The 21,513-nt window shown below is 71.9% G+C and carries 21 protein-coding genes; 8 read left to right on the plus strand and 13 right to left on the minus strand.

Annotated elements, in window-relative coordinates; all coding sequences use genetic code 11:
* Positions 1-13: 13 nt before the first annotated feature.
* From Srubr_RS39425 to Srubr_RS39445, 5 genes are all read right to left on the minus strand, one after another.
* Positions 14-1,786 (minus strand): ATP-binding protein, encoded by a 1,773-nt coding sequence (locus tag Srubr_RS39425; RefSeq protein WP_189998022.1) that lies wholly within the window; start codon positions 1,784-1,786, stop codon positions 14-16.
* A 72-nt stretch (positions 1,787-1,858) separates the two neighbouring features.
* A complete protein-coding gene (locus Srubr_RS39430) occupies positions 1,859-2,686 on the minus strand; it encodes an AfsR/SARP family transcriptional regulator (protein ID WP_189998021.1) in 828 nt (275 codons plus the stop codon).
* A 100-nt stretch (positions 2,687-2,786) separates the two neighbouring features.
* The gene (locus Srubr_RS39435; protein ID WP_189998020.1) at positions 2,787-3,638 is read right to left on the minus strand and encodes a 4'-phosphopantetheinyl transferase superfamily protein; all 852 of its coding nucleotides are present in this window, start codon (positions 3,636-3,638) and stop codon (positions 2,787-2,789) included.
* A gap of 172 nt (positions 3,639-3,810) precedes the next feature.
* The gene (locus Srubr_RS39440; protein WP_189998019.1) at positions 3,811-5,415 is read right to left on the minus strand and encodes an MFS transporter; all 1,605 of its coding nucleotides are present in this window, start codon (positions 5,413-5,415) and stop codon (positions 3,811-3,813) included.
* Between the two features lie 127 nt (positions 5,416-5,542).
* Positions 5,543-6,826 (minus strand): alpha/beta hydrolase, encoded by a 1,284-nt coding sequence (locus Srubr_RS39445; protein WP_229926895.1) that lies wholly within the window; start codon positions 6,824-6,826, stop codon positions 5,543-5,545.
* Between the two features lie 176 nt (positions 6,827-7,002).
* Between Srubr_RS39445 and Srubr_RS39450 the strand changes: the two genes are divergently transcribed.
* Positions 7,003-7,590 carry a TetR/AcrR family transcriptional regulator gene (locus tag Srubr_RS39450; RefSeq protein ID WP_308439941.1) on the plus strand — a complete coding sequence of 196 codons (588 nt, stop codon included), beginning with the start codon at positions 7,003-7,005 and terminating at the stop codon, positions 7,588-7,590.
* A gap of 74 nt (positions 7,591-7,664) precedes the next feature.
* Here the strand turns inward: Srubr_RS39450 and Srubr_RS39455 are convergent, their stop codons facing one another.
* The 4 genes from Srubr_RS39455 to Srubr_RS39470 all read right to left on the minus strand — a co-directional run bounded on the left by Srubr_RS39455 (position 7,665) and on the right by Srubr_RS39470 (position 10,631).
* A complete protein-coding gene (locus tag Srubr_RS39455; protein ID WP_203855101.1) occupies positions 7,665-8,114 on the minus strand; it encodes an ester cyclase in 450 nt (149 codons plus the stop codon).
* Between the two features lie 124 nt (positions 8,115-8,238).
* A complete protein-coding gene (fabG, locus tag Srubr_RS39460) occupies positions 8,239-8,943 on the minus strand; it encodes a 3-oxoacyl-ACP reductase FabG (protein ID WP_189998018.1) in 705 nt (234 codons plus the stop codon).
* Positions 8,944-8,955: 12 nt separating this feature from the next.
* Positions 8,956-9,621 (minus strand): HAD family hydrolase, encoded by a 666-nt coding sequence (locus tag Srubr_RS39465; RefSeq protein ID WP_189998017.1) that lies wholly within the window; start codon positions 9,619-9,621, stop codon positions 8,956-8,958.
* On the minus strand, positions 9,618-10,631 hold the full coding sequence (locus Srubr_RS39470) for an AfsA-related hotdog domain-containing protein (RefSeq protein WP_189998016.1): 1,014 nt from the start codon (positions 10,629-10,631) through the stop codon (positions 9,618-9,620). Before Srubr_RS39470 ends, Srubr_RS39465 begins: the two co-directional genes overlap by 4 nt.
* A 262-nt stretch (positions 10,632-10,893) precedes the next feature.
* On the opposite strand from Srubr_RS39470, the gene Srubr_RS39475 reads away from it, so the two are divergent.
* On the plus strand, positions 10,894-12,495 hold the full coding sequence (locus Srubr_RS39475; protein ID WP_189998015.1) for an acyl-CoA carboxylase subunit beta: 1,602 nt from the start codon (positions 10,894-10,896) through the stop codon (positions 12,493-12,495).
* A gap of 127 nt (positions 12,496-12,622) precedes the next feature.
* Positions 12,623-12,835: an acyl-CoA carboxylase subunit epsilon gene (locus tag Srubr_RS39480; RefSeq protein ID WP_189998014.1), complete on the plus strand. Its 213-nt coding sequence runs from the start codon at positions 12,623-12,625 to the stop codon at positions 12,833-12,835.
* 141 nt (positions 12,836-12,976) lie between these two features.
* On the opposite strand, the gene Srubr_RS39485 is transcribed toward Srubr_RS39480, so the two are convergent.
* A complete protein-coding gene (locus tag Srubr_RS39485) occupies positions 12,977-14,017 on the minus strand; it encodes a ketoacyl-ACP synthase III family protein (protein ID WP_189998013.1) in 1,041 nt (346 codons plus the stop codon).
* Positions 14,018-14,237: 220 nt separating this feature from the next.
* Here Srubr_RS39485 and Srubr_RS39490 point away from each other — a divergent pair, with 220 nt between their 5' ends.
* Genes Srubr_RS39490 through Srubr_RS39500 form a run of 3 tightly spaced genes read left to right on the plus strand, consistent with a single transcriptional unit; the run spans position 14,238 to position 16,883 of the window.
* Positions 14,238-14,516, plus strand: a complete 279-nt coding sequence (locus Srubr_RS39490; protein WP_189998012.1) for an acyl carrier protein — start codon at positions 14,238-14,240, stop codon at positions 14,514-14,516.
* Positions 14,509-15,732, plus strand: coding sequence for a beta-ketoacyl-[acyl-carrier-protein] synthase family protein (locus Srubr_RS39495; RefSeq protein ID WP_189998011.1), 1,224 nt, complete (start codon positions 14,509-14,511; stop codon positions 15,730-15,732). Before Srubr_RS39490 ends, Srubr_RS39495 begins: the two co-directional genes overlap by 8 nt.
* On the plus strand, positions 15,729-16,883 hold the full coding sequence (locus tag Srubr_RS39500) for a beta-ketoacyl synthase N-terminal-like domain-containing protein (RefSeq protein WP_189998010.1): 1,155 nt from the start codon (positions 15,729-15,731) through the stop codon (positions 16,881-16,883). The genes Srubr_RS39495 and Srubr_RS39500 overlap by 4 nt, the downstream gene beginning before the upstream one ends.
* Here the strand turns inward: Srubr_RS39500 and Srubr_RS39505 are convergent.
* Entirely contained in the window at positions 16,869-17,585 is a 717-nt protein-coding gene (locus Srubr_RS39505) for a response regulator (protein ID WP_189998009.1), read from the minus strand. The genes Srubr_RS39500 and Srubr_RS39505 overlap by 15 nt on opposite strands.
* 37 nt (positions 17,586-17,622) lie before the next feature.
* Positions 17,623-18,810, minus strand: a complete 1,188-nt coding sequence (locus tag Srubr_RS39510; protein WP_189998008.1) for a sensor histidine kinase — start codon at positions 18,808-18,810, stop codon at positions 17,623-17,625.
* A gap of 292 nt (positions 18,811-19,102) precedes the next feature.
* Here Srubr_RS39510 and Srubr_RS39515 point away from each other — a divergent pair, with 292 nt between their 5' ends.
* Positions 19,103-19,741, plus strand: coding sequence for a TetR/AcrR family transcriptional regulator (locus tag Srubr_RS39515; protein ID WP_189998007.1), 639 nt, complete (start codon positions 19,103-19,105; stop codon positions 19,739-19,741).
* Here the strand turns inward: Srubr_RS39515 and Srubr_RS39520 are convergent.
* Positions 19,716-20,417: a ScbR family autoregulator-binding transcription factor gene (locus Srubr_RS39520; protein WP_189998006.1), complete on the minus strand. Its 702-nt coding sequence runs from the start codon at positions 20,415-20,417 to the stop codon at positions 19,716-19,718. The genes Srubr_RS39515 and Srubr_RS39520 overlap by 26 nt on opposite strands.
* Positions 20,418-20,607: 190 nt before the next feature.
* Between Srubr_RS39520 and Srubr_RS39525 the strand changes: the two genes are divergently transcribed.
* Positions 20,608-21,513, plus strand: coding sequence for a ScbA/BarX family gamma-butyrolactone biosynthesis protein (locus Srubr_RS39525; protein ID WP_229926894.1), 906 nt, complete (start codon positions 20,608-20,610; stop codon positions 21,511-21,513).

A 21,513-nucleotide genomic window follows, 5' to 3' on the forward strand; every position in this document is an offset into this window, starting at 1 on the left:
ACGGGAGCGTGGCTCAGTCCTTGATCTCGCAGATGGCGGCACCAGGGGTCAGGGAGGCGCCGACTTCGGCGGTCAGGCCCTTGATGGTGCCGGCCTTGTGGGCGTTGAGGGGCTGTTCCATCTTCATGGCCTCCAGGACGACGACCAGGTCGCCTTCCTCGACTTCCTGGCCCTCCTCGACGGCGATCTTGACGATGGTGCCCTGCATGGGGGAGGTCAGGGTGTCGCCGGAGGCGACGGGGCCGGACTTCTTCGCCGCGCGCCGCTTGGGCTTGGCCCCGGCCGCGAGCCCGGTACGGGCCAGGCTCATGCCCAGGGACGCCGGGAGGGAGACCTCCAGGCGCTTGCCGCCGACCTCGACCACGACCGTCTCACGGGCCGACTCCTCGTCGGCCTCGGCATCGGCCGGGGCGGTGAAAGGCTTGATGTCGTTGACGAACTCGGTCTCGATCCACCGGGTATGGACCATGAACGGCTCGTCGGAGCCGGTCAGTTCGGGGGCGAAGGCGGGGTCGGTGACGACCTTGCGGTGGAAGGGAACGGCGGTGGCCATGCCCTCGACACAGAACTCCTCCAGCGCGCGGGCGGCCCGCTCAAGGGCCTCCTTGCGGGTGCGGCCGGTCACGATCAGCTTGGCCAGCAGCGAGTCCCAGGCCGGGCCGATCACACTGCCGGCCTCCACACCCGCGTCCAGCCGCACACCCGGACCGGAAGGTGCCTCAAAGGCGGTGACGGTGCCGGGGGCGGGCAGGAAACCCCGGCCCGGGTCCTCGCCGTTGATCCGGAACTCGAAGGAGTGACCGCGCAGCACCGGGTCGTCGTAGCCCAGTTCCTCACCGTCGGCGATACGGAACATCTCGCGCACCAGGTCGATGCCGGCGACCTCCTCGGTGACCGGGTGCTCGACCTGCAGGCGGGTGTTGACCTCCAGGAAGGAGATCGTGCCGTCCTGCCCGACGAGGAACTCACACGTGCCCGCACCCTCGTAACCGGCCTCCTTCAAGATGGCCTTCGACGCCCGGTACAGCTCCGCCATCTGCTCCTCGGACAGGAACGGGGCGGGGGCTTCCTCGACCAGTTTCTGGTGGCGGCGCTGCAGGGAGCAGTCACGGGTGGAGACCACGACGACGTTGCCGTGCTTGTCGGCCAGGCACTGCGTCTCCACATGCCGCGGCCGGTCCAGGTACCGCTCCACGAAGCACTCACCACGCCCGAACGCGGCGACCGCCTCACGCACGGCCGAGTCGTACAGCTCGGGGACCTCTTCCAGGGTGCGGGCGACCTTCAGGCCGCGCCCGCCACCACCGAAGGCGGCCTTGATCGCGATCGGCAGGCCGTGCTCGCGGGCGAAGGCCACGACCTCGTCCGCACCGCTCACCGGGTCGGGCGTACCGGCGACCAGGGGGGCGCCGGCGCGCTGGGCGATGTGCCGGGCGGCGACCTTGTCACCCAGGTCGCGGATCGCCTGCGGGGGCGGGCCGATCCAGATCAGCCCGGCGTCCAGCACGGCCTGCGCGAACTCGGCGTTCTCCGACAGGAAGCCGTAGCCGGGGTGGATCGCGTCCGCGCCGGACTCGCGGGCGGCGTTCAGGATCTTGTCGATGACGAGATAGCTGGTGGCCGGGGTGTCACCGCCCAGGGCGAACGCCTCATCCGCGGCACGGACATGCAGAGCGTCCCGGTCCGGGTCGGCGTAGACGGCCACGCTCGCGATCCCGGCGTCCCGGCAGGCCCGTGCCACGCGGACAGCGATTTCGCCACGGTTGGCGATGAGCACCTTGCGCACGTTTCCCTCCTCGGTCAGAGCTGGAATTCTGTGGGAACTTCATAGATGAACGTCATGCTTATGCAGTGCTCTTCAGGAGGCATTGGGAAGTTGTTCGACGGCCGCCCCGTACTGCCAGCCCAACGGGTTTTGGAGCATACTCTCGTCTCCGGACAGGATGACCTGCTGTATCTGCTGAACGGCGCGGGACGGATCCAGGCCGAGTTCCTCCTGGAGTATTCCGCGGAGTTCCTGGTAGGCGTGCAGGGCGTCACCACGGCGGCCGCTCAGGCAGAGGGCGGTGATGAGCTGGCCGTGCAGCCACTCGTTGAGCGGATGGCGGACGACGAGGCTTCTGAGTTCCGCCGCGAGCCCGCCGTGCCGGCCGAGTCGCATGTCCGCCTCGATCCGTTGTTGCAGCACCCGCATGTACATCTCCTGGAGATGCCGCACGTGCTGCATCAGCACGGGACCGCAGCTGACATCGGTCAGGACGCCCCCGCTCCACATCTCCAGCGCCCGGGACAGCACCCGGGACGCCTCACCGGCGTTGCCGGCGTGCAGCAGGGTCTCCCCCTGCCGGGCCAGCCGGAGAAACGCCTCCGCGTCGACCTGCTCGTGTACCGCGCGCAGTACGTAGCCGGCGGACCACGTGTCGATCAGGTTGACCCCGGCGACCCCGGCGATCTCCTGGCCGAGGATTTTCCGAAGGTGGTAGACATGGGTGCGCACCGTGGAAAGCGCGGTCTTCGGCGGGTTCTTGCCCCACAGTTCGTCGACCAGGATTCCGTGGGGCACGACCGACCCGGCCTGAAGAACCAGAAGAGAAAGCAGTTGACGGACTTTCGGGCCACGCGGAATCGAAATCTTCTCGTTGTCGACTCGTATTTCCAAAGGCCCCAGAACGCTGAACTTCAGCACAGATCCCCCCGCTGGACTCGCATCGCTTTACGGGCACCAACGGAATGCAACCCTTCCATCCGGGTAAGGGGATCGGCAAGAAAATGACCCTTAGGTTGACTCAGAGCACATCGAAGGATGCCACCGTGGTTTCCCCGCCCGGCCGCCCGCCGTCGGAGAGCACCGCCACCGAGGTCATGACGTGGTTGCCGGGAAGCAGCCGTACCCAGCCGATGAGCCGGCAGCCGGCGGGCAGCAGGCCACGGGCGACGTGTGCGTGGAGTCGGCCGTCGGCCACCCGCAACTCGACGTCGTGGAAGACGGGTGCGGGCGTGCCGAGCGCGGACAGAGCCTTGTAGACGGCCTCTTTGGCGGAGAACACGACGGACAGCCGGCTCTCCGGGCGGCGCGCCCGCCGCACCCACTCGCGCTCGTGCGGAGTGCACACCAACCGTGCGGCGTCCGGGCCGAGCCGATCGGTGCGCTCCAGGTCCGTGCCGGTCGCGATCACCCGAGGATGGACGCTGACGAGGCTCACCCCTATGTGCCCCACGCAGTGACTGATGGAGCCGCGCACCCCGGCCGGGAACACGGGCCGTCGCCCGTCCCGCAGCACCGGCCCGCCGATCCCCAGCGCACCCAACGCCCGTGCCGCCGCGGTCCGGCCCGCGATGAAGTCGGGCCGCCGGGCCGGTGGCAGAGCGCCTGCCAGCCGCCGCTCCTCGGGATGCAGAGTCACCGGCACGTGAGGCTCGTCGAGCCGGCACAGCGCCAGGGCGGTGGCCGGGAGCGGCCCGAGCAGGAGGGTGTCGGTGAGGCCGGAGGCGGTGGTGCCGGTACGGGCGGCACTCGTCGCAGCGGAGGGCCGGCCGGGGCCGGCCGGCGCCCCCGGCCGCGCGGGGACCTTGTGGCCGACGGGCCCGGTGGGGGCCGTCCGGGTGCGCGGGCCGGGGCCGTGGGTGAGGAGTGTCATGGCTGCTCCTGTGGTCGGGGGCACGCAGTCGGCGGGCGCCCGGTGTCGTGTACCGGGCGCCCGCCGGGCGGGGAGGTCACATCCCGCGGTCCGGCCGAAGGGCCGCGGTGTTCGCGGGGGCTCAGAGCGAATCCCGCGGTCCGGCCGAAGGGCCGCGGTGTTCGCGGGGGGCTCAGAGCGTCGCGTCGGCGGACTCCCGCAGCGCGCTCCGGTCGGCCGGCTCGGCGGGAGTGTCGGCCGGTGCCTCGGCCGCCGGGCGGTCGGTGAGGATGAGATGCAGGACGACCGCGCCGGCCAGGCAGACCACGACGGTGCCCCACAGCACGATCTGGAAGCCGTGCGTGTAGCCCTGTCCGAGGAAGTCGGCGAGGGCGTCGCGGTTCGCGGACGGCGCCTGGTCGACCACGGCTTCGAGGTTGCCGCTGGAGACGCTGTCGGTGACGCTGCGGGGAGTGAGGTTCGTGCCCTCGGTGTAGCGGCCCAGACCGTCGGCGAGGCGCTGCTGGAGCAGGGACATCAGGGCGGCGACCATGCCGGCGACCGCGACCGCCTCGGTGGCCAGGCGGATGGTGTTGAACATGCCGCTGGCCATGCCGACCTTGTTCGGCGGGACGGTGCTCACCGCGGCGCCGTCCATCAGGCCGTAGATCAGGCCGACACCGGTGCCGACCAGCAGCAGCGGACCGGTGAGCCCGAGCAGGCCGATGCCGGGGTGGACGGTGGTCAGCCAGGCCAGTCCGGCGGCGACGAGAACGAGGCTGCCGCTGAGAATGGGCCGCATCGACACACCCGCCTGCACCAGGCGCCCGGAGACCAGCGGGAAGGCCAGCACCGGAGCGGTGAGCAGCAGCATCGTCAGGCCGGCCGCGCTGTCGGTGAGCCCGTTGGCGCCGACCAGGTACGAGGGCAGCAGCACCATCAGGCCGACGAAGCCGAAGGAGACGGCGGTGGCGAGCAGGTTGACCGCCATGAACCGCGGTTCGGCGAACAGGGAGAGGTCGAACATCGGGAACCGCTGGCGGCGCTCGATCAGGACGAACCCGGCCAGCAGCAGCACGCAGCCGGCGAACAGGCCCAGCACCTCGGCGCTGCCCCAGCCCCAGACCGGGCCCTGGATGACGCCGAGGGTGAAGCAGAACAGGGCGAGGGTGAAGGTCACGGTGCCGGCCCAGTCCACGGCGTGCGCTTCGGGGTCCTTGGACTCCTGCACCAGCTTCAGTCCGAACATGGACGCCACGGCGATGGCGAACTGCACCCAGAAGATGGAGCGCCAGCCCAGCTCGGAGACGAGCAGGCCCGAGCTGGTCGGGCCGATGGCGAGACCGGCGCCGATGGTGACGCCGACGAACGCGAACGCCTTGGTGCGGGCGGCGCCGTGGAACATGTTCGCCATGACCGACACGCCGGCGGTCATCATGGCGGCGGCGGCCACACCGGCCACGGCCCGGGCGACGTTCAGCAGCAGGACGTCGGTGGCGAGCGCACCGATCAGGGCGGAGACGCCGTACGTCGCGACGCCGAAGGAGAACACCCGCTTGCGGCCGATACGGTCGGCGATCGACCCGGCCGCCATCATGAAGCTGGCGGCGGTGATGTTGTAGGCGTTGACGACCCAGTTCAGCGACACCACTCCGGCGTCGAGGTCGCGGCCCATCGCGGGGAGCGCGACCGGTGCGCTGCTGAGGCCGTAGGGGACGACGAACACGGCCAGGCACAGGGCGAAGATGGTGAGGCCCGCGCGGGGCGGCGCCTCGGGGGTGGTGGCGGCGGCAGCCATCGAAGCTCTCCTTGGTCTCGGGTGCCGGCAAGGCGGTGGGGGCGGTCGGGGAAGGGGCGGCAGGGGGACGGGGGTGGACCCCTGCCGCCCCGGTCTGCGGGGACGCGCTGCCCGGGGCAGCCGGTCGTCAGTTCGTGTGCCGGGGCAGTGTGCGCAGGAACTGGGAGAGGGTCTGCAGGAAGCGGTTGTCCTCCCACTGGGCGTAGACGACGTCCTGGTGGGTGAGCGCCGGGTCGGAGAAGAGCGACAGCTCGGGGATGCGGCTGGCGGCGGTGACGGCCGCCGCGGCCTGTCCGGTGGTGCCGTTGGTCAGACCGGACTGGAAGGTGTAGAGCGGGACGTCGATGGCCTCGGCGTGTGCCACGCGCAGGCCGAGCAGGCGGGTGAGCTCGGTTTCCTTGAAGTCGATGGCCGCGACGAGGTCGAGCATCACGCGGTTGAGGGTGTACCAGAGCCAGGCGCCGGGGCGGGGGCCGGCGAACGCCTCGGCGACGGTGTGCAGCCGGGTGGGGCCGCCGTCGACCCATGAGCCGCTGTCGTCCAGGTGGCCCGCGCGGACCGAGTACGACGGGTGGGCGTGCGCGGCATCGACCAGTCGCCCGAACAGGCCGGCGTTGGTCAGCTTGCCGTCGGTGCGGAATACCTCGGGGACCCGGTCGGCGAGCGCCGCGGGGCCGTCGGGGTCGGCCAGGGCGTGCCGGGCGGCGAGCTGGAACCAGACGGCCGCCGACTCCGGGCGGGTGCCGAGGCCGGTGGTGACGCTGGTGAAGTCCTCGAACACGGCGCCGGACTCGATCGCCGCGAGCCAGCCCTTGGCGGCCTCCACGGGCAGGTTGAACTCCATGCCGGCGCCCGAGTAGGCGTTGAGGACACCGCCGTCGACGACGGCCAGTCCGGCCAGGTCGCGGTAGCCGGGGGTGCCGTCGAAGTCCCACGCGGCGTACAGCAGGGCCTCGCTGCCGCCGACGGACACGCCCCCGAGGACCACATCGCGCCGGCCGCCGTCGGCGGCGGCGAGGACCACTCGGCGCAGGTCTTCCAGGAGGACCTCAAGGCCCCACTGGGCGGCGAAGGCCGACGCGGCCGGGTCCTGCACCTGGTAGTGACCGCCGAGGTAGTACTCGGTGGCCTGCTCGGGGGTGTCCGCGAAGCCGGAGAGGTCGGCGAGATTCTGCTCGCGGCGGTCCACGGCCCATACCTGCAGGTCGTCCGCGGCGCTCGCCAGGGTCCGCGCCGTGTGGCGGAACACCCCGGCGCCGCCTTCGCGGCCGCCGAGCAGGACCAGGACGCGGCGGGCGTCCCGGCGGCCGACCTTGAGCACCCCGACCTGCTGCAGCTCGGCCGGGCCCGCGGCCTGGGCGCCCTGCACGTAGTCGTACGCCTCGATCCAGTCCTGCTGCTCCTGCGACATAGGGATTCACTCCTCGGTAGTTGCATGTCTCCGCTGAACTGCAACATCAACGTACCAGAGAAATGGCTACTTGCAACACTGGAGATGCAACTAATGCTTGTCCTGCATCTTTGGTGTCACCTAAACTGGGGTACGACGGGGTACGACCCATCCGCTACACGAGAGGCGGCCACGACGTGACCGAGACGATGACGAGAGACAGGCCACTGCGTGCCGATGCCGAACGGACCGTGCGGACGATCCTGGAGGTGGCCGAGCGAGTGCTCGGCGAGGACCCCACCGCGAGCCTCGCCCAGATCGCCGCCGCCGCCGGCGTCGCCCGCACCACGCTCCACCGCCGTTTCGCCTCCCGCGAGGCACTGATCGACGCGATGGCGGTGCACGCCTTCCGGCAGGTCGAGGAGGCCATCGACGTAGGCCGCCCGGAGACGGCACCACCGCTGGTGGCGCTGCACCAGATCACCGCCAACGTGATCCAGGTGAAGAGCGGCTGGCGGTACACCGTCGGTCAGCCCCAGCTGCGCGCCCCGGAGGCCGCCGCCGCACACGAGCGCATCTTCGCCAAGGGCCACCTCCTGCTCGACCGGGCCCAACAGGCCGGTCTGCTGCGCCCCGACGCGGATCTCGAGTGGGCCCGGCGGGTGTACCACGCCCTGATCGAGCAGGCCATCCAGGTGCAGGCCGAGACCTCCGCCGACCCGGACGGGCTGGCGGCCGCGGTGGTCGACACGCTGCTCAACGGGCTGGGCCCCGCTCGCTCCTGACATCCGCGCCGGACAAACACGAAAGGGCGGCATCCGCGATGCGGATGCCGCCCCGGGGGCGTGGTGACGTCGGATCAGGCCGCGGGCACGGGCTTCGGTGCTCCCGACAGCGGCTTGTCCCACGCGCCGAGCTGGCGGAAGAGCTCCAGGTCGTCACGGACGGCCCAGTGCTGCACCACCTTGCCGTCGGCGATCCGGTACACGTGCAGGTGCTGGACTCGTACCTCCTTGCCCGTGGCGGGAACGCCCATGAAGTCGGCGACCTGACGGCCCGAGAAGATCAGGCGGATCAGGGCCTTGTCGCCCTTGGCGAAGGCGTCGACGACCTCCCAGCGGGCGTTCTCCCAGACGCTGCGCATCCAGCCGGCCGTGCGGATGTAGGCCTCCGCGCCGACCGGCGAGCCCTCCGGGGCCTCGTAGTCGACGAAATCCTCCGAGACCAGGCGCCGGGCGACCTCCTCGTCGCCGTCGTTGAAGATCTTGCCCATCTCCAGGGCGATGTTCAGCACTTCCTCGTCCGTCATGACGGTGTCCTTTCGTGTCTCACGCGCTGCGCGCACGGTGCGCGCCGGTCACGCTTCGGGGGTGTTTCCCAGGGGATGTGGGGGGCTGGGGGTTCTGGGGGGAAGGGGCCGCCGGGGCCGTGTCTCACTGGCCCATGCCGATACCGCCGCCGACCGGGACCGCCGCCCCGGTCACATAGGAGGCGCCGTCGCCGGCGAGGAACGTGACGACGTCGGCGACCTCCTGCGGGGTGCCGGTGCGGCGCAGCGGGGTCTGGCCCAGCAACTGGGCGCGCCGCTTGTCGGTGACGGCCTGGATCATGTCGGTCTCGATCAGTCCGGGCGTGACCATGTTGACCGTGATGTTCCGCGAGCCCAGTTCCCAGGCGAGCGACCGGGTCAGGCCGAGCATGCCGGACTTGGACGCGGCGTAGTTGGACTGTCCGGGAGAGCCGAGGAAGCCCATGATCGACGAGATGAAGACGATACGGCCCCACTTGGCGCTGATCATGGAGCGGGACACCAGGCGGGCCATCCGGAAGGACCCGACGAGGTTGGTCCCGATGACGTCCTCGAAGTCCTCCTCGCGCATGGTGGGGGCCAGCGCGTCGCGGGTGATGCCGGCGTTGGCCACCAGCACGCCCACCGGCCCGTACTGCGCCTCGACCTCGTTCACGGCGCGGCGCGCCGCCTCGGGGTCGCGTACGTCGCAGCGCACGCCGAACAGACCCTCGGGGGCCTCCCCGCTGCGGTGGGTGATCGCGACCTTGTCGCCGTTCTCGGCGAAGCTGCGCGCGATGGTCAGGCCGATCCCCCGGTTTCCTCCGGTGACCAGAACGGTGCGTGACATGAGCTCTCCTGTTCAGGCGGCCGCCGAGCCCATGCCGGCCGGGCGGGCGAGACGGCGGGCCAGTGCGGCCGCCGCGGTGTCGGTGTCGGTGAAGTGGACGGCCTGCCAGCCGGCGGCCTCGGCCCCGACGCAGTTGGCCTCGATGTCGTCGACGAGGACGCACTCCCCGGGCGCGACCCCCGCCATCTCGGCGGCCGCCTCGAAGATCCCGCGCTGCGGCTTGCGGACGCCGACCCGGAAGGACAGGGCGAGCCCGTCGAAGAGCCCGTCGGGCGGGACCATGCGCCGCCAGTGCCGGTCCCAGGCGGGCGGCATGTTGGACAGCAGGCCGACGAACACCCCCTGGTCGTGCAGGGTACGGAGATGGTCCAGCCAGGCGTGGTTGGTCTCGCGCCCTGCGAACCAGCGGTCACCGAAGCCGGTCAGATCGGCTTCCACCCCGAGTTCGCGCAGCCGGACGTTCATCCGGGCGGCCCACTCGTCCTCGGTGAGCAGCGGGGTGTCCAGCGGCGCCATCAGGTCACCGCCGTACGGCGCCGCCACCGCGGCCATGGCCGTCCGGAAGGCGTCCGCGGGGATTCCTGTCCGGCGGCAGAAGGTCTCCAGGTCGCGCGGGATCGGCGGGGTGAGCACCCCGCCGAAGTCCGTCCACACCGCGCGTACGGGCGGCCGGGTCACGACGCCGGCCCCTTGGCCGTGCGGGCCCCGGAGTGCGCCGGGGTGAAGTCCAGTACGACGCGGCCGGCTTCGGCGCCGTCCTGCTCGAAGACGACCGCGCAGGCGGTTCGGCCGCCGGCGGCCGAACCGCCCGGTGCGAGGCGGGCCGTGGCCACCAGGGGCGAGTCCAGCTCGGCGAACCGGGTGAAGTCCGCGGTGCAGCCGGTCACGGTCGCGTCGGTCGGGACGCCCGCGAGGTGGGCGAGCTGACGCGCGGCCTCGGTGAGCACCATGGCCGGGATGTGGTCGTAGGTGTGGTCGAACAGGCTCTTGTTCTCGAACAGCGGCTCCACCTGCGCGGAGACCGTGTCGCCCAGGTGGATGGGCTCGCCGAGCACCACATTGGCGAGGTTGTGGCGGCCCACGTCGGCCGCGTCGGCCGGGCGGCTGCGCAGCGCGTCCAGCAGGTCGGTGGTGAGCGGCGGGGTGGACCGGCGTTGCAGGTAGCGCAGCTTCCCGTAGTCGGCGCTCTTCGCCGTACCGACGTCGATGCGGGTACGGGCCGCCTCCCGGCCTGCGATGCTCAGGACGACCGAGGAACTCACGCCGCGCAGACGGCCGTTGCGCGCGGTCACCGGCGTGACCGCGCCCGCCAGCTCCAGCTCCCCGGGCCGGTCCCCCGGCGTGAGGACCCGCGGGTCCCCGATCCTGATCGACCAGCTGTTGACCAGGAACGTGGTGTGCCGGGAGATGCCCAGCTGGCGGTGCGAGGCGGCGACACCCGCCTGCCGCGCGGCCTCCAGCAGCAGCAGGAAGTCATAGGTCACCGGCGTGCGCACGTGGTCGCTGAAGTAGGCGTGCCCGATGGGAAGTTGCGCGCCCGCCAGGAAGTCCTCCGGCCCCGTCTGCACGAGATCGGTGACCAGTACCTCCGAGACCGCCGCCCGGTGCACCAGGGTGCGGTCGATGGTACGGGCGAAGGTCAGTGCGGGGGCCGGTTCCGCCCCGGTCTTTTCGATGGACGTTGTCATTCGCGAAGAACTCCTTGCCCGGTGCCGCTTTCGGCAGATTCACGAAAATGGCGCTACGGCCCCGGATCGGGCCTGCACCTCAGGATTCCGAGCGGCCGTAGAAGTGCCGTAAAACCCGCATGAAGAACGCCGTAGGAGGAGGTTTCCGACCGCCCCCGGCCGCCTTTTAGGCAACTTTCATGGCCGTCTCACATTCTGTTGGGAAATTTCTCGGGAGCGTTTCCCGTCCGCTCCGCCGTCCACCGCAAGGGAGTGCGTTTCGATGACCGCTTTGGATGACCGTCCCTTCGCCCCGCCGGCCCCACCGGCCGGTCCGGACCTGCAGGGGCGTACCGCCGAGCTGCTGCGCCTCAGGCAGGCGGTGCGCGGCGGCCCGGGCGCGGCGGCGACGCAGGCCCAGCACGCGCGCGGCAAGCTGACCGTGCACGAGCGGCTTCAGCTGCTGTTCGACGAGGGCACGTTCACCGAGATCGAGGGGCTGCGCCGGCACCGGGCCAGTGGCTTCGGCCTGGAGGACCGCCGCCCGCACACCGACGGCGTGGTCACCGGCTGGGGCCGGGTGCACGGACGCACCGTCTTCGTCTACGCCCATGACTTCCGTATCTTCGGCGGCTCGCTGGGCGAGTCCCACGCCGAGAAGATCCACAAGATCATGGATATGGCCGACGCGGCCGGCGCGCCGCTGGTGAGCCTCAACGACGGGGCCGGCGCCCGTATCCAGGAGGGCGTCTCCGCGCTCGCCGGGTACGGCGGGATCTTTCGCCGCAACGTGCGTGCCTCCGGCGTGATTCCGCAGATCAGCGTGATGCTCGGACCGTGCGCCGGCGGCGCGACCTACTCGCCGGCGCTGACCGACTTCGTGTTCATGGTGCGCGGCATCTCCCAGATGTTCATCACCGGCCCGGACGTGGTGGAGGCGGTGACGGGCGAGCGGGTGAGCCACGAGCAGCTCGGCGGCGCCGACCTGCATGCCGCGATCTCGGGCGCGGCCGCCTTCGCGTACGACGACGAGGAGTCCTGCCTGGAGGACGTGCGCTACCTGCTGTCGCTGCTGCCGTCCAACAACCGCGAGCTGCCGCCGGCCGCCGCGCCCGCCTCCCGGCTGAACACCCTGGACGAGGAGCTGCTGCACCTGGTGCCCGCCGACCCCAACCAGCCGTACGACATGCGCGAGGTGATCGCGCGCCTGGTGGACGACTCGGAGTTCCTGGAGGTCCACGAGCGGTGGGCGCCGAACCTGCTGTGCGCGCTGGCCCGCATCGACGGGCAGACCGTCGGCCTGGTGGCGAACCAGCCCCGGCACCTGGCCGGGGTGCTGGACATCGAGGCCTCCCAGAAGGGTGCCGCGTTCATCCAGACCTGCGACGCCTTCAACATCCCCCTGGTGACGCTGGTGGACGTGCCCGGCTTCCTGCCCGGCACCGCCCAGGAGCACGGCGGGATCATCCGCCACGGCGCGAAGCTGCTCTACGCCTACTGCAATGCCACCGTCCCGCGGGTCCAGGTCATCCTGCGCAAGGCGTACGGCGGCGCGTACATCGTCATGGACTCGCGCTCCATCGGCTGCGACCTGTCGTACGCCTGGCCGACGAACGAGATCGCGGTGATGGGGGCCGAGGGCGCGGTCAACGTCATCCACCGGCGGGCCGTCGCCGCGGCCGAGGACCCGGAGGCCGCCCGGCGGGAGCTGACGCAGGAGTACCGGGAGACGCTGATGCACCCGTACTACGCGGCGGAACGGGGTCTGGTCGACGACGTGATCGACCCGCGCACCACCCGCTCGGTCCTCGCGGAGGCGCTGCGCGTGCTGCGCACCAAGCAGGAGCAGCTGGTGCCCCGCAAGCACGGCAATCCGCCGATGTGACCGCCGCAGCCGGACCAGACCGAAGGACCGGAACCGGACAGGAGCAGAGCACCGGAACCGGACGAGACCAGAGGACCGGAGGCACCGAGTGATCCCGCAGCGGCCCAGTGGAAGCGAGGCACCCACCATGGACACGGCACCCACCGCTCCGCCCGCCCTGCGCGTGGTGCGGGGTGACCCCACCCCCGACGAACTGGCCGCGCTCACCGCCGTCGTACTGGCACGGGGCGCTGCCGGGCCGCCCCCCGGCGACCCGGTCACCGCGCCCGTACCGGCCCCGGGCTGGCTGCGGCCGGGCCGCCACCATCCGGCGGGGGCGTGGCGGACGTTTCCGCGGTGAGCGGTGTCTCCGCCGGGGCCGGCCGGCCTCGCCCCGGCGGTGACCCGGCGGTTCGGCAGTGCGGTGGTTCCGCATGGCGGCCGGGGCCGCACCGGCACCCTCCGGGGGCTCGGTGCGGCCCCGGCCGCACGTCGTCGGGGTTCAGCGGGGTGCGGGAGCCTCGACCACCGCGCAGGACCAGGTGAAGCCGGCGCCCGCGTTGAGCAGCAGGCCGATGTCACCGGGGCCGAGCGCGGAACGGCGCAGCAGCTCGTGCAGCCCCGCGGGCAGGTCGCCCGTGCCCAGGTGCCCGGTGTCGCTCCCCCAGTCCACCGGCCGGGCGGCGACCAGTTCGTTCAGCGTCGGGATCCACGCGTTCCGCAGCGTCTTGAGCCCGAGCCGGGGCAGCAGGACGAACCGGATGCGCGGGTCGTCCGCGGCGAGGCCGGCGTCCCGCAGCGCGCCCTGGACCACGCACCGGATCATCTCGCGGTTGATCTTCTTGAACGGGGCGACCCCGTGGTCGCGCAGGTAGTCCCGCTTGGTGCGGCGCATATCGACGACGGGCGAGTTCTCCCGGGGCAGCCGCGCGAACGGGTCCATGCCCCGGTGCATGGCCTCCAGATGCGGGGCGGCGGCGGTGTGCAGGGCCCGCAACAGCAGGGGGTCGCCCGCGTCGGCCGGCTGCCTGAGCAGCACCGCGGTGGCCGCGTCCCCGTAGGCGGCGCCGTAGTCGCTGCGCCACCGGTCGAATCCGGGCGCGGTGAACCGGTCGGCGGTGGTGACCAGGGCGTGCCGGGAGCCCTCGGCCAGGGAGAGCCGGGCGACGGCCAGTTCCAGGGCGGCCGCGCCACCGTTGCAGATCTGCTGGATCCCGACCGGCACGGTGTTGTGCGCGCCGATCTGGTGGGCGATGTAGTGCGCCGGCGACCACAGGTCGTGGCCCTGGTAGTGCATCCACGCGTGCAGCAGGAGCGTCACGTCGGCGGCCGCCACGCCGCTGCCGTGCAGCACCTGCCGGGCGGCCAGCACGGCCATCTCGGGCGGGGAGATGTCGTCGGCGACCGGCAGCCGGGGGTGTCCCAGGTCGCGCGCCACGTTCCCCTCGACGCGCTGCTCGGCGACAGCGCTGTGCGCGCCGTCCCTCTTCGGCGGCAGCCACAGGGCCGCCGCGGCGATGCCCACCGACGCGGTCGTTCTCATGACAGGAGCCCCCTCTGTTCCGATGGTATCCATATTGTTTCCAGCGGAAATGAAATGCGCGTCAAACCGATGTAAAAGAGGGGTTGGATTCAAGGAATGAGGGTTCTCTGTGGTGTTGTGGATATGGCAGCATGAATTCGCCAACCACATTTCCGCTCGCAATTTTTCACGGCGGACCGGGGACCACGGGCTGGGTCCACACGCTGAAGGGAACACGAACATGTCGGACAACCTGGGCAAGGAACTCTCCCCCGAGCTGCGCACCCGCATCCGGGAGATCGTCGCAGACGTGCTGGAGGTGTCCTCCGGCGAGGTCGACGAACAGCACAGCTTCGTCGAGGACTTCGACGCCGACTCCCTGCTGATCATCGAGATGTTCTCCCGCTTCGAGAAGCAGCTGGGCATCGAGATACCTCAGGAGGAGCTGGTCGACCTCGACGACCTCGGCACCGCCTACGAACTGATCGCACGTCACACCACCGCCGTCGCGCATGTCTGAGCAGGGGCTGCGCCGCGTCGCGGTCACCGGTCTCGGCGCGGTGAGCAGCCTCGGCACCGGTATCGAGGCGTTCACCGCGGCCGTCCGCGAGGGCCGCAGCGGCATCACCGACATCAGCTCGTTCGACAGCACCGGCTTCCGGCACACCCGGGCGGGCGAGGTGCACGGCTTCCGGCCGCAGGACCACCTGGAGCGGCTGCCGGCCGAGAAGTGGGGCCGCAGCAGCCAGTTCGCCGCCGCGGCCGCCCGGCTCGCCGTGCGGGACGCGGGCTGGGACACCGACGCCCTGTCGGCCGCCCGGGCGGGCAGCGCCATGGGCACCACCAACGGGGAGGCGCGGGCCTTCCAGGAACTGACCGAGCAGTGGCTGGCGCAGGGCATCGGCGGGATCGACGGGGATCTCGCCGCCCGCGCCTCCGCGGACCGCATCGCGGCCGCCGTCAACACCGAACTGGGCCTGCGCGGCGAGGCGCAGACGTTCGGCACCGCCTGCTCGGCGAGCAACTACGCCATCGGGTACGGGTTCGACCTCATCCGCAGCGGCGCGGCCGACGTCATGATCGCCGGTGGTGCCGACGCGGTGAACCGCGCCACCCACGCGGGCTTCCACCGCCTGGGCGCCATCGCCCCCGACCTGTGCCGCCCGTTCGACGAGGACCGGGGCGGCATCATGACCGCGGAGGGCGGCGCGGCCCTCGTCCTGGAGTCGTGGGACAGCGCCGTCTCACGCGGGGCACGCATCTACGCCGAGGTGCTGGGCTACGGCCTGACCTGTGACGCCAAGCACCCGACCCAGCCGGACCGGGACGGTATCGCCGAGTGCATCCGCCGGGCGCACCGCGATGCCGGGGTCAAGCCGGACGACGTCGATTACGTGTGCGCACACGGCACCGGGACGGCCGCCAACGACTCCACCGAGGTCGCGGCGGTGCGCGAGGTCTTCGGCGACCGGATACCGCCGATCAGCTCCATCAAGTCGATGCTCGGCCACACCATGGGAGCCGCCAGCGGCTTCGGCGCGCTGGCCTGCTGCGCGGCCCTGTACGAAGGGTTCCTGCCGCCGACGGCGACGGTCCGCTCGGTGGATCCGGCGCTCGGCCCGGACCTGGACTGCGTGCCCGGCCGGGCACGCCCCGCCCGGCCGAGGATCGTGGAGAACCACGGGTTCGCCTTCGGCGGCAACAACGCCATCGTGATGCTGGGGAGGCCCGAATGAGCGGCACCACCGAGTCCACCGCCGTACGGATCACGGGTTACGGGGTGCTCAGCGCGGCCGGTGTCGGCGGCAAGGCCCTGTACGAGGCCGTGCGTTCGGGCGCGTTGCCGCTGGGTGACGACGGCGCCCAGGCCCTGGACGGACAGCCGGCGCCACCGGGCGTACGGCTGCTGCCGGTGCCGGACTTCGAGCCCCGGGAGCACCTCGGACGCAAGGGACTGCGCGCCCTGAGCCGTACCACCACGCTCGGCATGGTGGCGGCGGAGCTGGCACTGGCCGGTCTGCCGGAGCCCGGCCGGCCCGGGGAACGCGCGGACACCGGCGTGGTCCTCGGTACCAGCACGGGCAGTGCCCGGGCCTTCGCGGAGTTCTTCCGCGAGAGCTACGTGGCGGAGCGCCCGTACCTGGTGAGCCCGGCCCTGTTCCCGGGGCTGCTGCTGAACCACGGGGCGAGCCAGGTGGCCATGCGGCACTCCTTCACGGGCCTGAACGCCTCGCTGGCCGGCGGGCAGATCTCCGCCCTGTCCGCGCTGCGCTACGCCCGCAACGCCCTGCTGACCGGCCGGGCCGCCCGGCTGCTGACGGGAGGTGTGGAGGAGCTGAGCGCGCACACGGCCTGGGCCTGGCAGCGCGGTGGTGCCCTGGGCGAGCGGCCGGCGCTGGGCGAGGGAAGTGCCGTGTTCGTCATGGAGACGGCGGACGACGGCACCGGGCGTGCCCCGGGCGGGTCTCTGGCCGAACTGGCCGCCTGCGAGGTGGCCTTCACTCCGCTGGACGAGGGGCCGCACGCGGTGGCGGCGGCGCTCGCCCGCTGTGTCGAGGACGCGCTGCGGGCCGGTGGCGCCGAGCCCGGCGACATCGGCGTCGTCTCGGCCGGGGCGAGCAGCGGCCCCGGCTGGAGCGCGGTGGAGGCCCGTGGCCGCCGCCGGGCGCTGGCCGGGCACGAACCCGAGGTACTGCGGGTACAGGACGTGCTCGGGGAGACCTACAGCGCCAGTGGCGCCCTGCAGCTGGCCGCGCTGCTCGCGCACTGGGAGGACGGTGCCCCGGCTGCGGCCGGCGGCGCCGCCGACTGGGGCCTGGTCACCTCCGTCGGCCACGACGGATCGGTGGGCGCGGCCCTGCTGCGCCGGTCGTCAGCCACCGGCTGAGCGACTCAGCGGGTGCGCGCCGGTCACCGGGGAGGGCCGTCTTCCCGGCGACCGGCGCGGCGCCACGGCGTGGACGTCCGGAGAGGGGATCAGCGACGCCCGGACCGCCTTGTTGACCGCGTCCAGCCGGGACACCGCGCCCAGCTTGCGGAAGACGCTGTTCAGATGACGTTTGACCGTTCCCTCCGTGATGCCGAGCCAGTCGGCGATCTGGCGGTTGCTCATCGCCGCCGCCGCGCCGACCAGGGCCTGGTGCTCCCGCCGGGACAGCGGTTCCTCGACCGGCACGTGGTCCGCCGTGGCCGACGGGACCAGCACGGTCGTGTGCGGGGGCTCGGCGAGTGTGCGGGAGAGGGTCATGAGCAGTGCCTCCCTGCCGATGCCCTTGTGCAGAAAGCCACGGGCGCCGGCCGCCAGCATCTCCTCCACGAGGTAGGAGTACGCATGGGCGGACAGACACAGAACGCGGGTCTGCGGAGAGACGGCGATGATCTCGCGCACCGTGCCCGCACCATGGCTGCCGGGCATCTGGAGGTCGAGCAGCAGCAGATCGGGCCGTTCGGCGGCCACGCACCGGACGGCCTGGGCGGCGTCGGCGGCCTGTCCCACCACCGCCAGGGCGGGCTGGGTGTTCAGCAGGTCGGCGAGGGTCTCCCGGAACAGGGCGTGGTCGTCGGCGAGAACGATGCTCGTGGGGCGCATGAGGAGTCTCCGTGTCGGGCGGTGGGGACCGGTGCGGTCACGGCCGTGGGACGAGCGGCAGATGCAGTTCCGTGCGGGTGCCCTCGCCGGGCGCGCTCGTGATGCGCAGCCGGCCGCCGAGGTCCTCGACACGTTCCCGGACGGAGTCCAGACCGTGCCCGTTCCGCGGGTCGCCCAGGACACGCTGGACCAAGAAACCCACACCGTCGTCCTCGACCCGGGCGTACACCCACCGCCGGGTGGTGCGGACGGTCACCTCGATGTGCGCGGCTTGCGCGTGCGCGAGGCAGTTGCGCAGTGTCTCGCGCAGGACCAGGAGCAGTTCGCGGCGGCAGCGTTCCGGCGCCAGCGCCTCGTCACCGATGAGCTGGACGGCGACGTCCGCGTGCGGCGCCAGGTCGGCCAGGAAGGCGTCGAGGGCGAGGCGCAGGGGTGGCGTCCGGGTGCTGCGGCGCAGGCCGGCGATGAGGCCGCGGTTCTCCTCCACCGCCTCGTTCAGGGCCTTCCTGGCCACCGCCAGGTGGGTGGCGGCACCGGCCGGGTCGTCCTCGCCGAGCTCGATGCGGTGCAGGGCCACGGCCAGCGCGCTGCCGAGTTCGTCGTGGAGCCGGCGGGCCAGCCAACGGGACTCGCTCCAGCCGTCGTCGCCGCGCCAGAAGGCCACTCCGGTGGCCCGCAGCACGTCCGCCAGTGCCTGGACGGCCGCGAGCGCGCGCGGCACCGCCGTCTCACCGGGGCCGGTGGCGCTCTCCATCACCTCGAACAGCACGCACTCGTACAACAGGCCCGTCGCGGCCACGAGGTGGTGGGGCGCGACCTCGGTCGCCGGCTGCAGGAACGGGCGTACCCGCCCGGAAAGGGGGTCGTTCCGCCCGGTGTGCGTCAGCACCCGGCGGGCGAAGGAGACGAGCGCCGAGGCCAGGGCGGACCGTTCACGGTCGGGCGGCGGCAGCACCGCCGGCAGGGCGAGCCGGAACCGGTACAGGATCTCCTCCCGTTCGGCCTCCGTCAGCGCGGGCGGCGGCCCGGTCCGGTGCCGGGCGGGTGGGGCCGTGGCCGGCGCCGTGGTGCGGGGTCCGGCCGCGGACCGCGCTACCGGCGGCCGTACGTCCGCCGTTCGCCGCCGCGCGCGTATCAGCCCCTCGTGCAGGGCCTCGGCGAAGACGGCTCCGGCGACGGGCGGTCTCCCGGCCGGCGGACGTATCGGCGCTGTCGGATTGTCCATCGGATTCCTCACGCTCGGATACCAGACCGCTGGACAGTAACAAACAAACTTGTCTGTTTGTCAATTGTCCAGAATGCGAGACATCACGCACCGCCTCCCAGAAGATCACCCGTAACTACGGCCCCACACCGGCTACTTGCGGAAACCCGACGGAACCTGGCCCTTGCCAAAACAGACAGACTTGTACGGAGAGGGCTCCGGTGATTGACTGGGGTTTCCTCCGAGCGGGCGACGCCGCCCGCCGCAGCGGACCGCCCGCCCCCCTCTCCTGAGGAAGGACACGCATCCCCCGATGCAGAAGCGAGCTGAGCAGACCCGCCAGGCCATCGTCCGCGCCACCGCCGAACTGATCGGCGACGACGGCCCCGGCGCGGCCGGGCTGGTCGACATCTGCCGTGGTGCGGGGGTGAGCAGGGGAGCCCTCTACCACCACTTCGCCACGAAGGAGGCCGTGGTGGTCGCCGTGCACACCCAGGCGCGCCGCAAGGCCACCGCGCTGGTCGACGCGGCCTTCGGCGACGCCCTGAGCGACCCCCTGGATACGGCCGCCTTCACGGCGCTGTCCCGCTTCGGCTCCGCGCTCGGCCGGGCGTTGAGCGACGATCTCACCGTGCGGGCCGGTCTGCAGCTGGATCCCGACGGCTCCGCGGACCCCGCGCGCAGACTGCGGCAGGAGGTACTGAGCGCGGTCCACCGCAGGGTGAGCGGACTGCTGCCGCCCGACGCCCCGGGTGCTCCCGGGCCCGAGGGGCAGGACCTCGCCGACCTCGCCATGGTGGTCGTGGCCGGCCTGGAGTCGCTGGGGCGCACGGACCCGGCCTGGTGGTCGCCCGGCACCTCCGACCGCGTGTGGCGGACCCTGCGCCGGCTCTTCACCGATCCCGCGTCCGCCCCGGACGACACCGTCACCCCCAGGGAGCCCGGGGAGTGACGGGCGGCCGCGCCGTCCCGTCCGTCTCCGCGTCCCCTTCCCGTACGCCGTCACCCTCCGCGCCGGCCACCGACGGCGGCGGCGTCGTCCGCAGCCTCATGAGCACGCCCGGGGTGGCGATACTCGGCAGCAGCAGCCGCCACATCGTCGACACCCGCGCCATCAGGTCCTGGCGCCCGCAGTAGACCTGCGACATCAACTGGACGCCGGTGAACGCGCCCACGATGAACTGCGTGAGCTCCTCCAGGTCCACCCCCGGCAGCATCTCGCCCTGCCGCTCGGCCTCTCGGAGCAGGCCGAGGATGGCATCGGCCGACTGCCGGTACGGCGTCATGCCCGGGCGGTTGAAGGAGGACTGCTCGACGGTCAGCCGCACACTCGCCCGCAGCACCGGATCGCTCCGCAGCCGACGGGCGTACTCCAGTGTGAGGTCGACCATCGCCTGCAGCCTCACCGGGTGCTCGGGGACCATCAGGGCCTCGCTCTGCGCCGCCACCAGGGCCGCGGCGATCGCCTCCTTGGAGGGGAAGTGGTGGTAGAGCGCGCCCCGCGTCAGCCCGCTGCGCGCCAGGATCTCCGTCGTGCTCGCCGCGTCGTAGCCACGTTCGTCGAAGACGCTCGCGGCCGCCTCCAGGATCGAACGCCTCGATCTCTCACCACGGTCCTGAACAGCCATCCCAACCCTCAAGATTCTCGTGAAAGTTACTAAAAACCGAACCGACCTGTCTGTATCTTAGGGGGCGTCAAGGTGATGTGGACCAGCGCAGGGGGGGCTTTGCGCCGGAGCGGTCGTCCCGCCCTGCCCGCAGAGAGACAGGTGTCTTATGTTGCGCACTGCCAGCGACGATGTTCTTGATCAGCGCACCATGACAGGTGCTCGGCTGACCACCACGGTGCCCAGCCAGTACGTACACCGCGCCGCAGTGTCCGAGGTCTTCCTCACCCAGTGGGAAACAGACAGCCCTGACCGCTTCTCCGTCACGGCCCAGTGGCCCCGCGGTCACGCGCTGTTCATCCCCGTCGGCGGCTACCAGGACCCGCTGCTGCTGGTGGAATCGGTCCGGCAGACCGGGGCACTGCTCGCCCACGCCGAGTACGGCGTCCCCTTCGGCCACCAGTTCCTGATGTGGAACATGTCGTTCTCCGCCGACCCCGAGGCTCTCGCGGCCGGGGCGACGCCGACCGAGGTCGTGTTACGAGCCGAATGCCACGACCTCGTCCGCCGGGGCGCGACCCTGGCGGGCATGCGGTACCGGGTGACGGTGGAACGCGACGGCATGCCGCTCGGCGTGGCCTCGGCCGCCTTCAGCTGCACCAGCCCCGCCGTCTACCGACGGCTGCGCGGGGACATGCCGGTCAGACCGAGCGTGCCGTTACCGGTCGGCATAGCGCCGGAGACCGTCGGCAGAGCCGGCTCGCGCGATGTCGTCCTGGCCGCCGGCGACCCGCGCACCCCGCGCCGCTGGCAGCTGCGGGTGGACACGGCGCACCCGATCTTCTTCGACCACCCGGTCGACCATGTGCCCGGCATGGTGCTCCTGGAGGCGGCACGGCAGGCCGCGCACGCCTCGACCGGAATGCGCGACGCCCTGCCCGTCGGACTCGACAGCACCTTCGAGCGGTACGCCGAACTCGACGCGCCCTGCTGGATCGAGGCGGAGCCCGGCAGACCGGACCGCTACGGCCGGACCCCGACGACCGTGCGCGGCACACAGCACGGCGAGACGGTCTTCACCGCGACGGTGACCCTGGGCCCGCACCGGGCCCGGTGA

The organism is Streptomyces rubradiris (assembly GCF_016860525.1).
Taxonomy (GTDB): Bacteria; Actinomycetota; Actinomycetes; order Streptomycetales; family Streptomycetaceae; genus Streptomyces; species Streptomyces rubradiris.

Bases quoted from the DNA above. Each gene is read 5' to 3' on its own strand.
- Srubr_RS39500 (WP_189998010.1), top strand. From the start codon at position 15,729: ATGAGCGGCACCACCGAGTCCACCGCCGTACGGATCACGGGTTACGGG.
- Srubr_RS39475 (WP_189998015.1), top strand. From the start codon at position 10,894: ATGACCGCTTTGGATGACCGTCCCTTCGCCCCGCCGGCCCCACCGGCC.
- Srubr_RS39455 (WP_203855101.1), bottom strand. From the start codon at position 8,114: ATGACGGACGAGGAAGTGCTGAACATCGCCCTGGAGATGGGCAAGATC.
- Srubr_RS39470 (WP_189998016.1), bottom strand. From the start codon at position 10,631: ATGACAACGTCCATCGAAAAGACCGGGGCGGAACCGGCCCCCGCACTG.
- Srubr_RS39515 (WP_189998007.1), top strand. From the start codon at position 19,103: ATGCAGAAGCGAGCTGAGCAGACCCGCCAGGCCATCGTCCGCGCCACC.
- fabG (WP_189998018.1), bottom strand. From the start codon at position 8,943: ATGTCACGCACCGTTCTGGTCACCGGAGGAAACCGGGGGATCGGCCTG.
- Srubr_RS39485 (WP_189998013.1), bottom strand. From the start codon at position 14,017: ATGAGAACGACCGCGTCGGTGGGCATCGCCGCGGCGGCCCTGTGGCTG.
- Srubr_RS39440 (WP_189998019.1), bottom strand. From the start codon at position 5,415: ATGGCTGCCGCCGCCACCACCCCCGAGGCGCCGCCCCGCGCGGGCCTC.
- Srubr_RS39525 (WP_229926894.1), top strand. From the start codon at position 20,608: ATGACAGGTGCTCGGCTGACCACCACGGTGCCCAGCCAGTACGTACAC.
- Srubr_RS39510 (WP_189998008.1), bottom strand. From the start codon at position 18,810: ATGGACAATCCGACAGCGCCGATACGTCCGCCGGCCGGGAGACCGCCC.
- Srubr_RS39505 (WP_189998009.1), bottom strand. From the start codon at position 17,585: ATGCGCCCCACGAGCATCGTTCTCGCCGACGACCACGCCCTGTTCCGG.
- Srubr_RS39435 (WP_189998020.1), bottom strand. From the start codon at position 3,638: ATGACACTCCTCACCCACGGCCCCGGCCCGCGCACCCGGACGGCCCCC.
- Srubr_RS39445 (WP_229926895.1), bottom strand. From the start codon at position 6,826: ATGTCGCAGGAGCAGCAGGACTGGATCGAGGCGTACGACTACGTGCAG.
- Srubr_RS39490 (WP_189998012.1), top strand. From the start codon at position 14,238: ATGTCGGACAACCTGGGCAAGGAACTCTCCCCCGAGCTGCGCACCCGC.
- Srubr_RS39520 (WP_189998006.1), bottom strand. From the start codon at position 20,417: ATGGCTGTTCAGGACCGTGGTGAGAGATCGAGGCGTTCGATCCTGGAG.
- Srubr_RS39495 (WP_189998011.1), top strand. From the start codon at position 14,509: ATGTCTGAGCAGGGGCTGCGCCGCGTCGCGGTCACCGGTCTCGGCGCG.
- Srubr_RS39480 (WP_189998014.1), top strand. From the start codon at position 12,623: ATGGACACGGCACCCACCGCTCCGCCCGCCCTGCGCGTGGTGCGGGGT.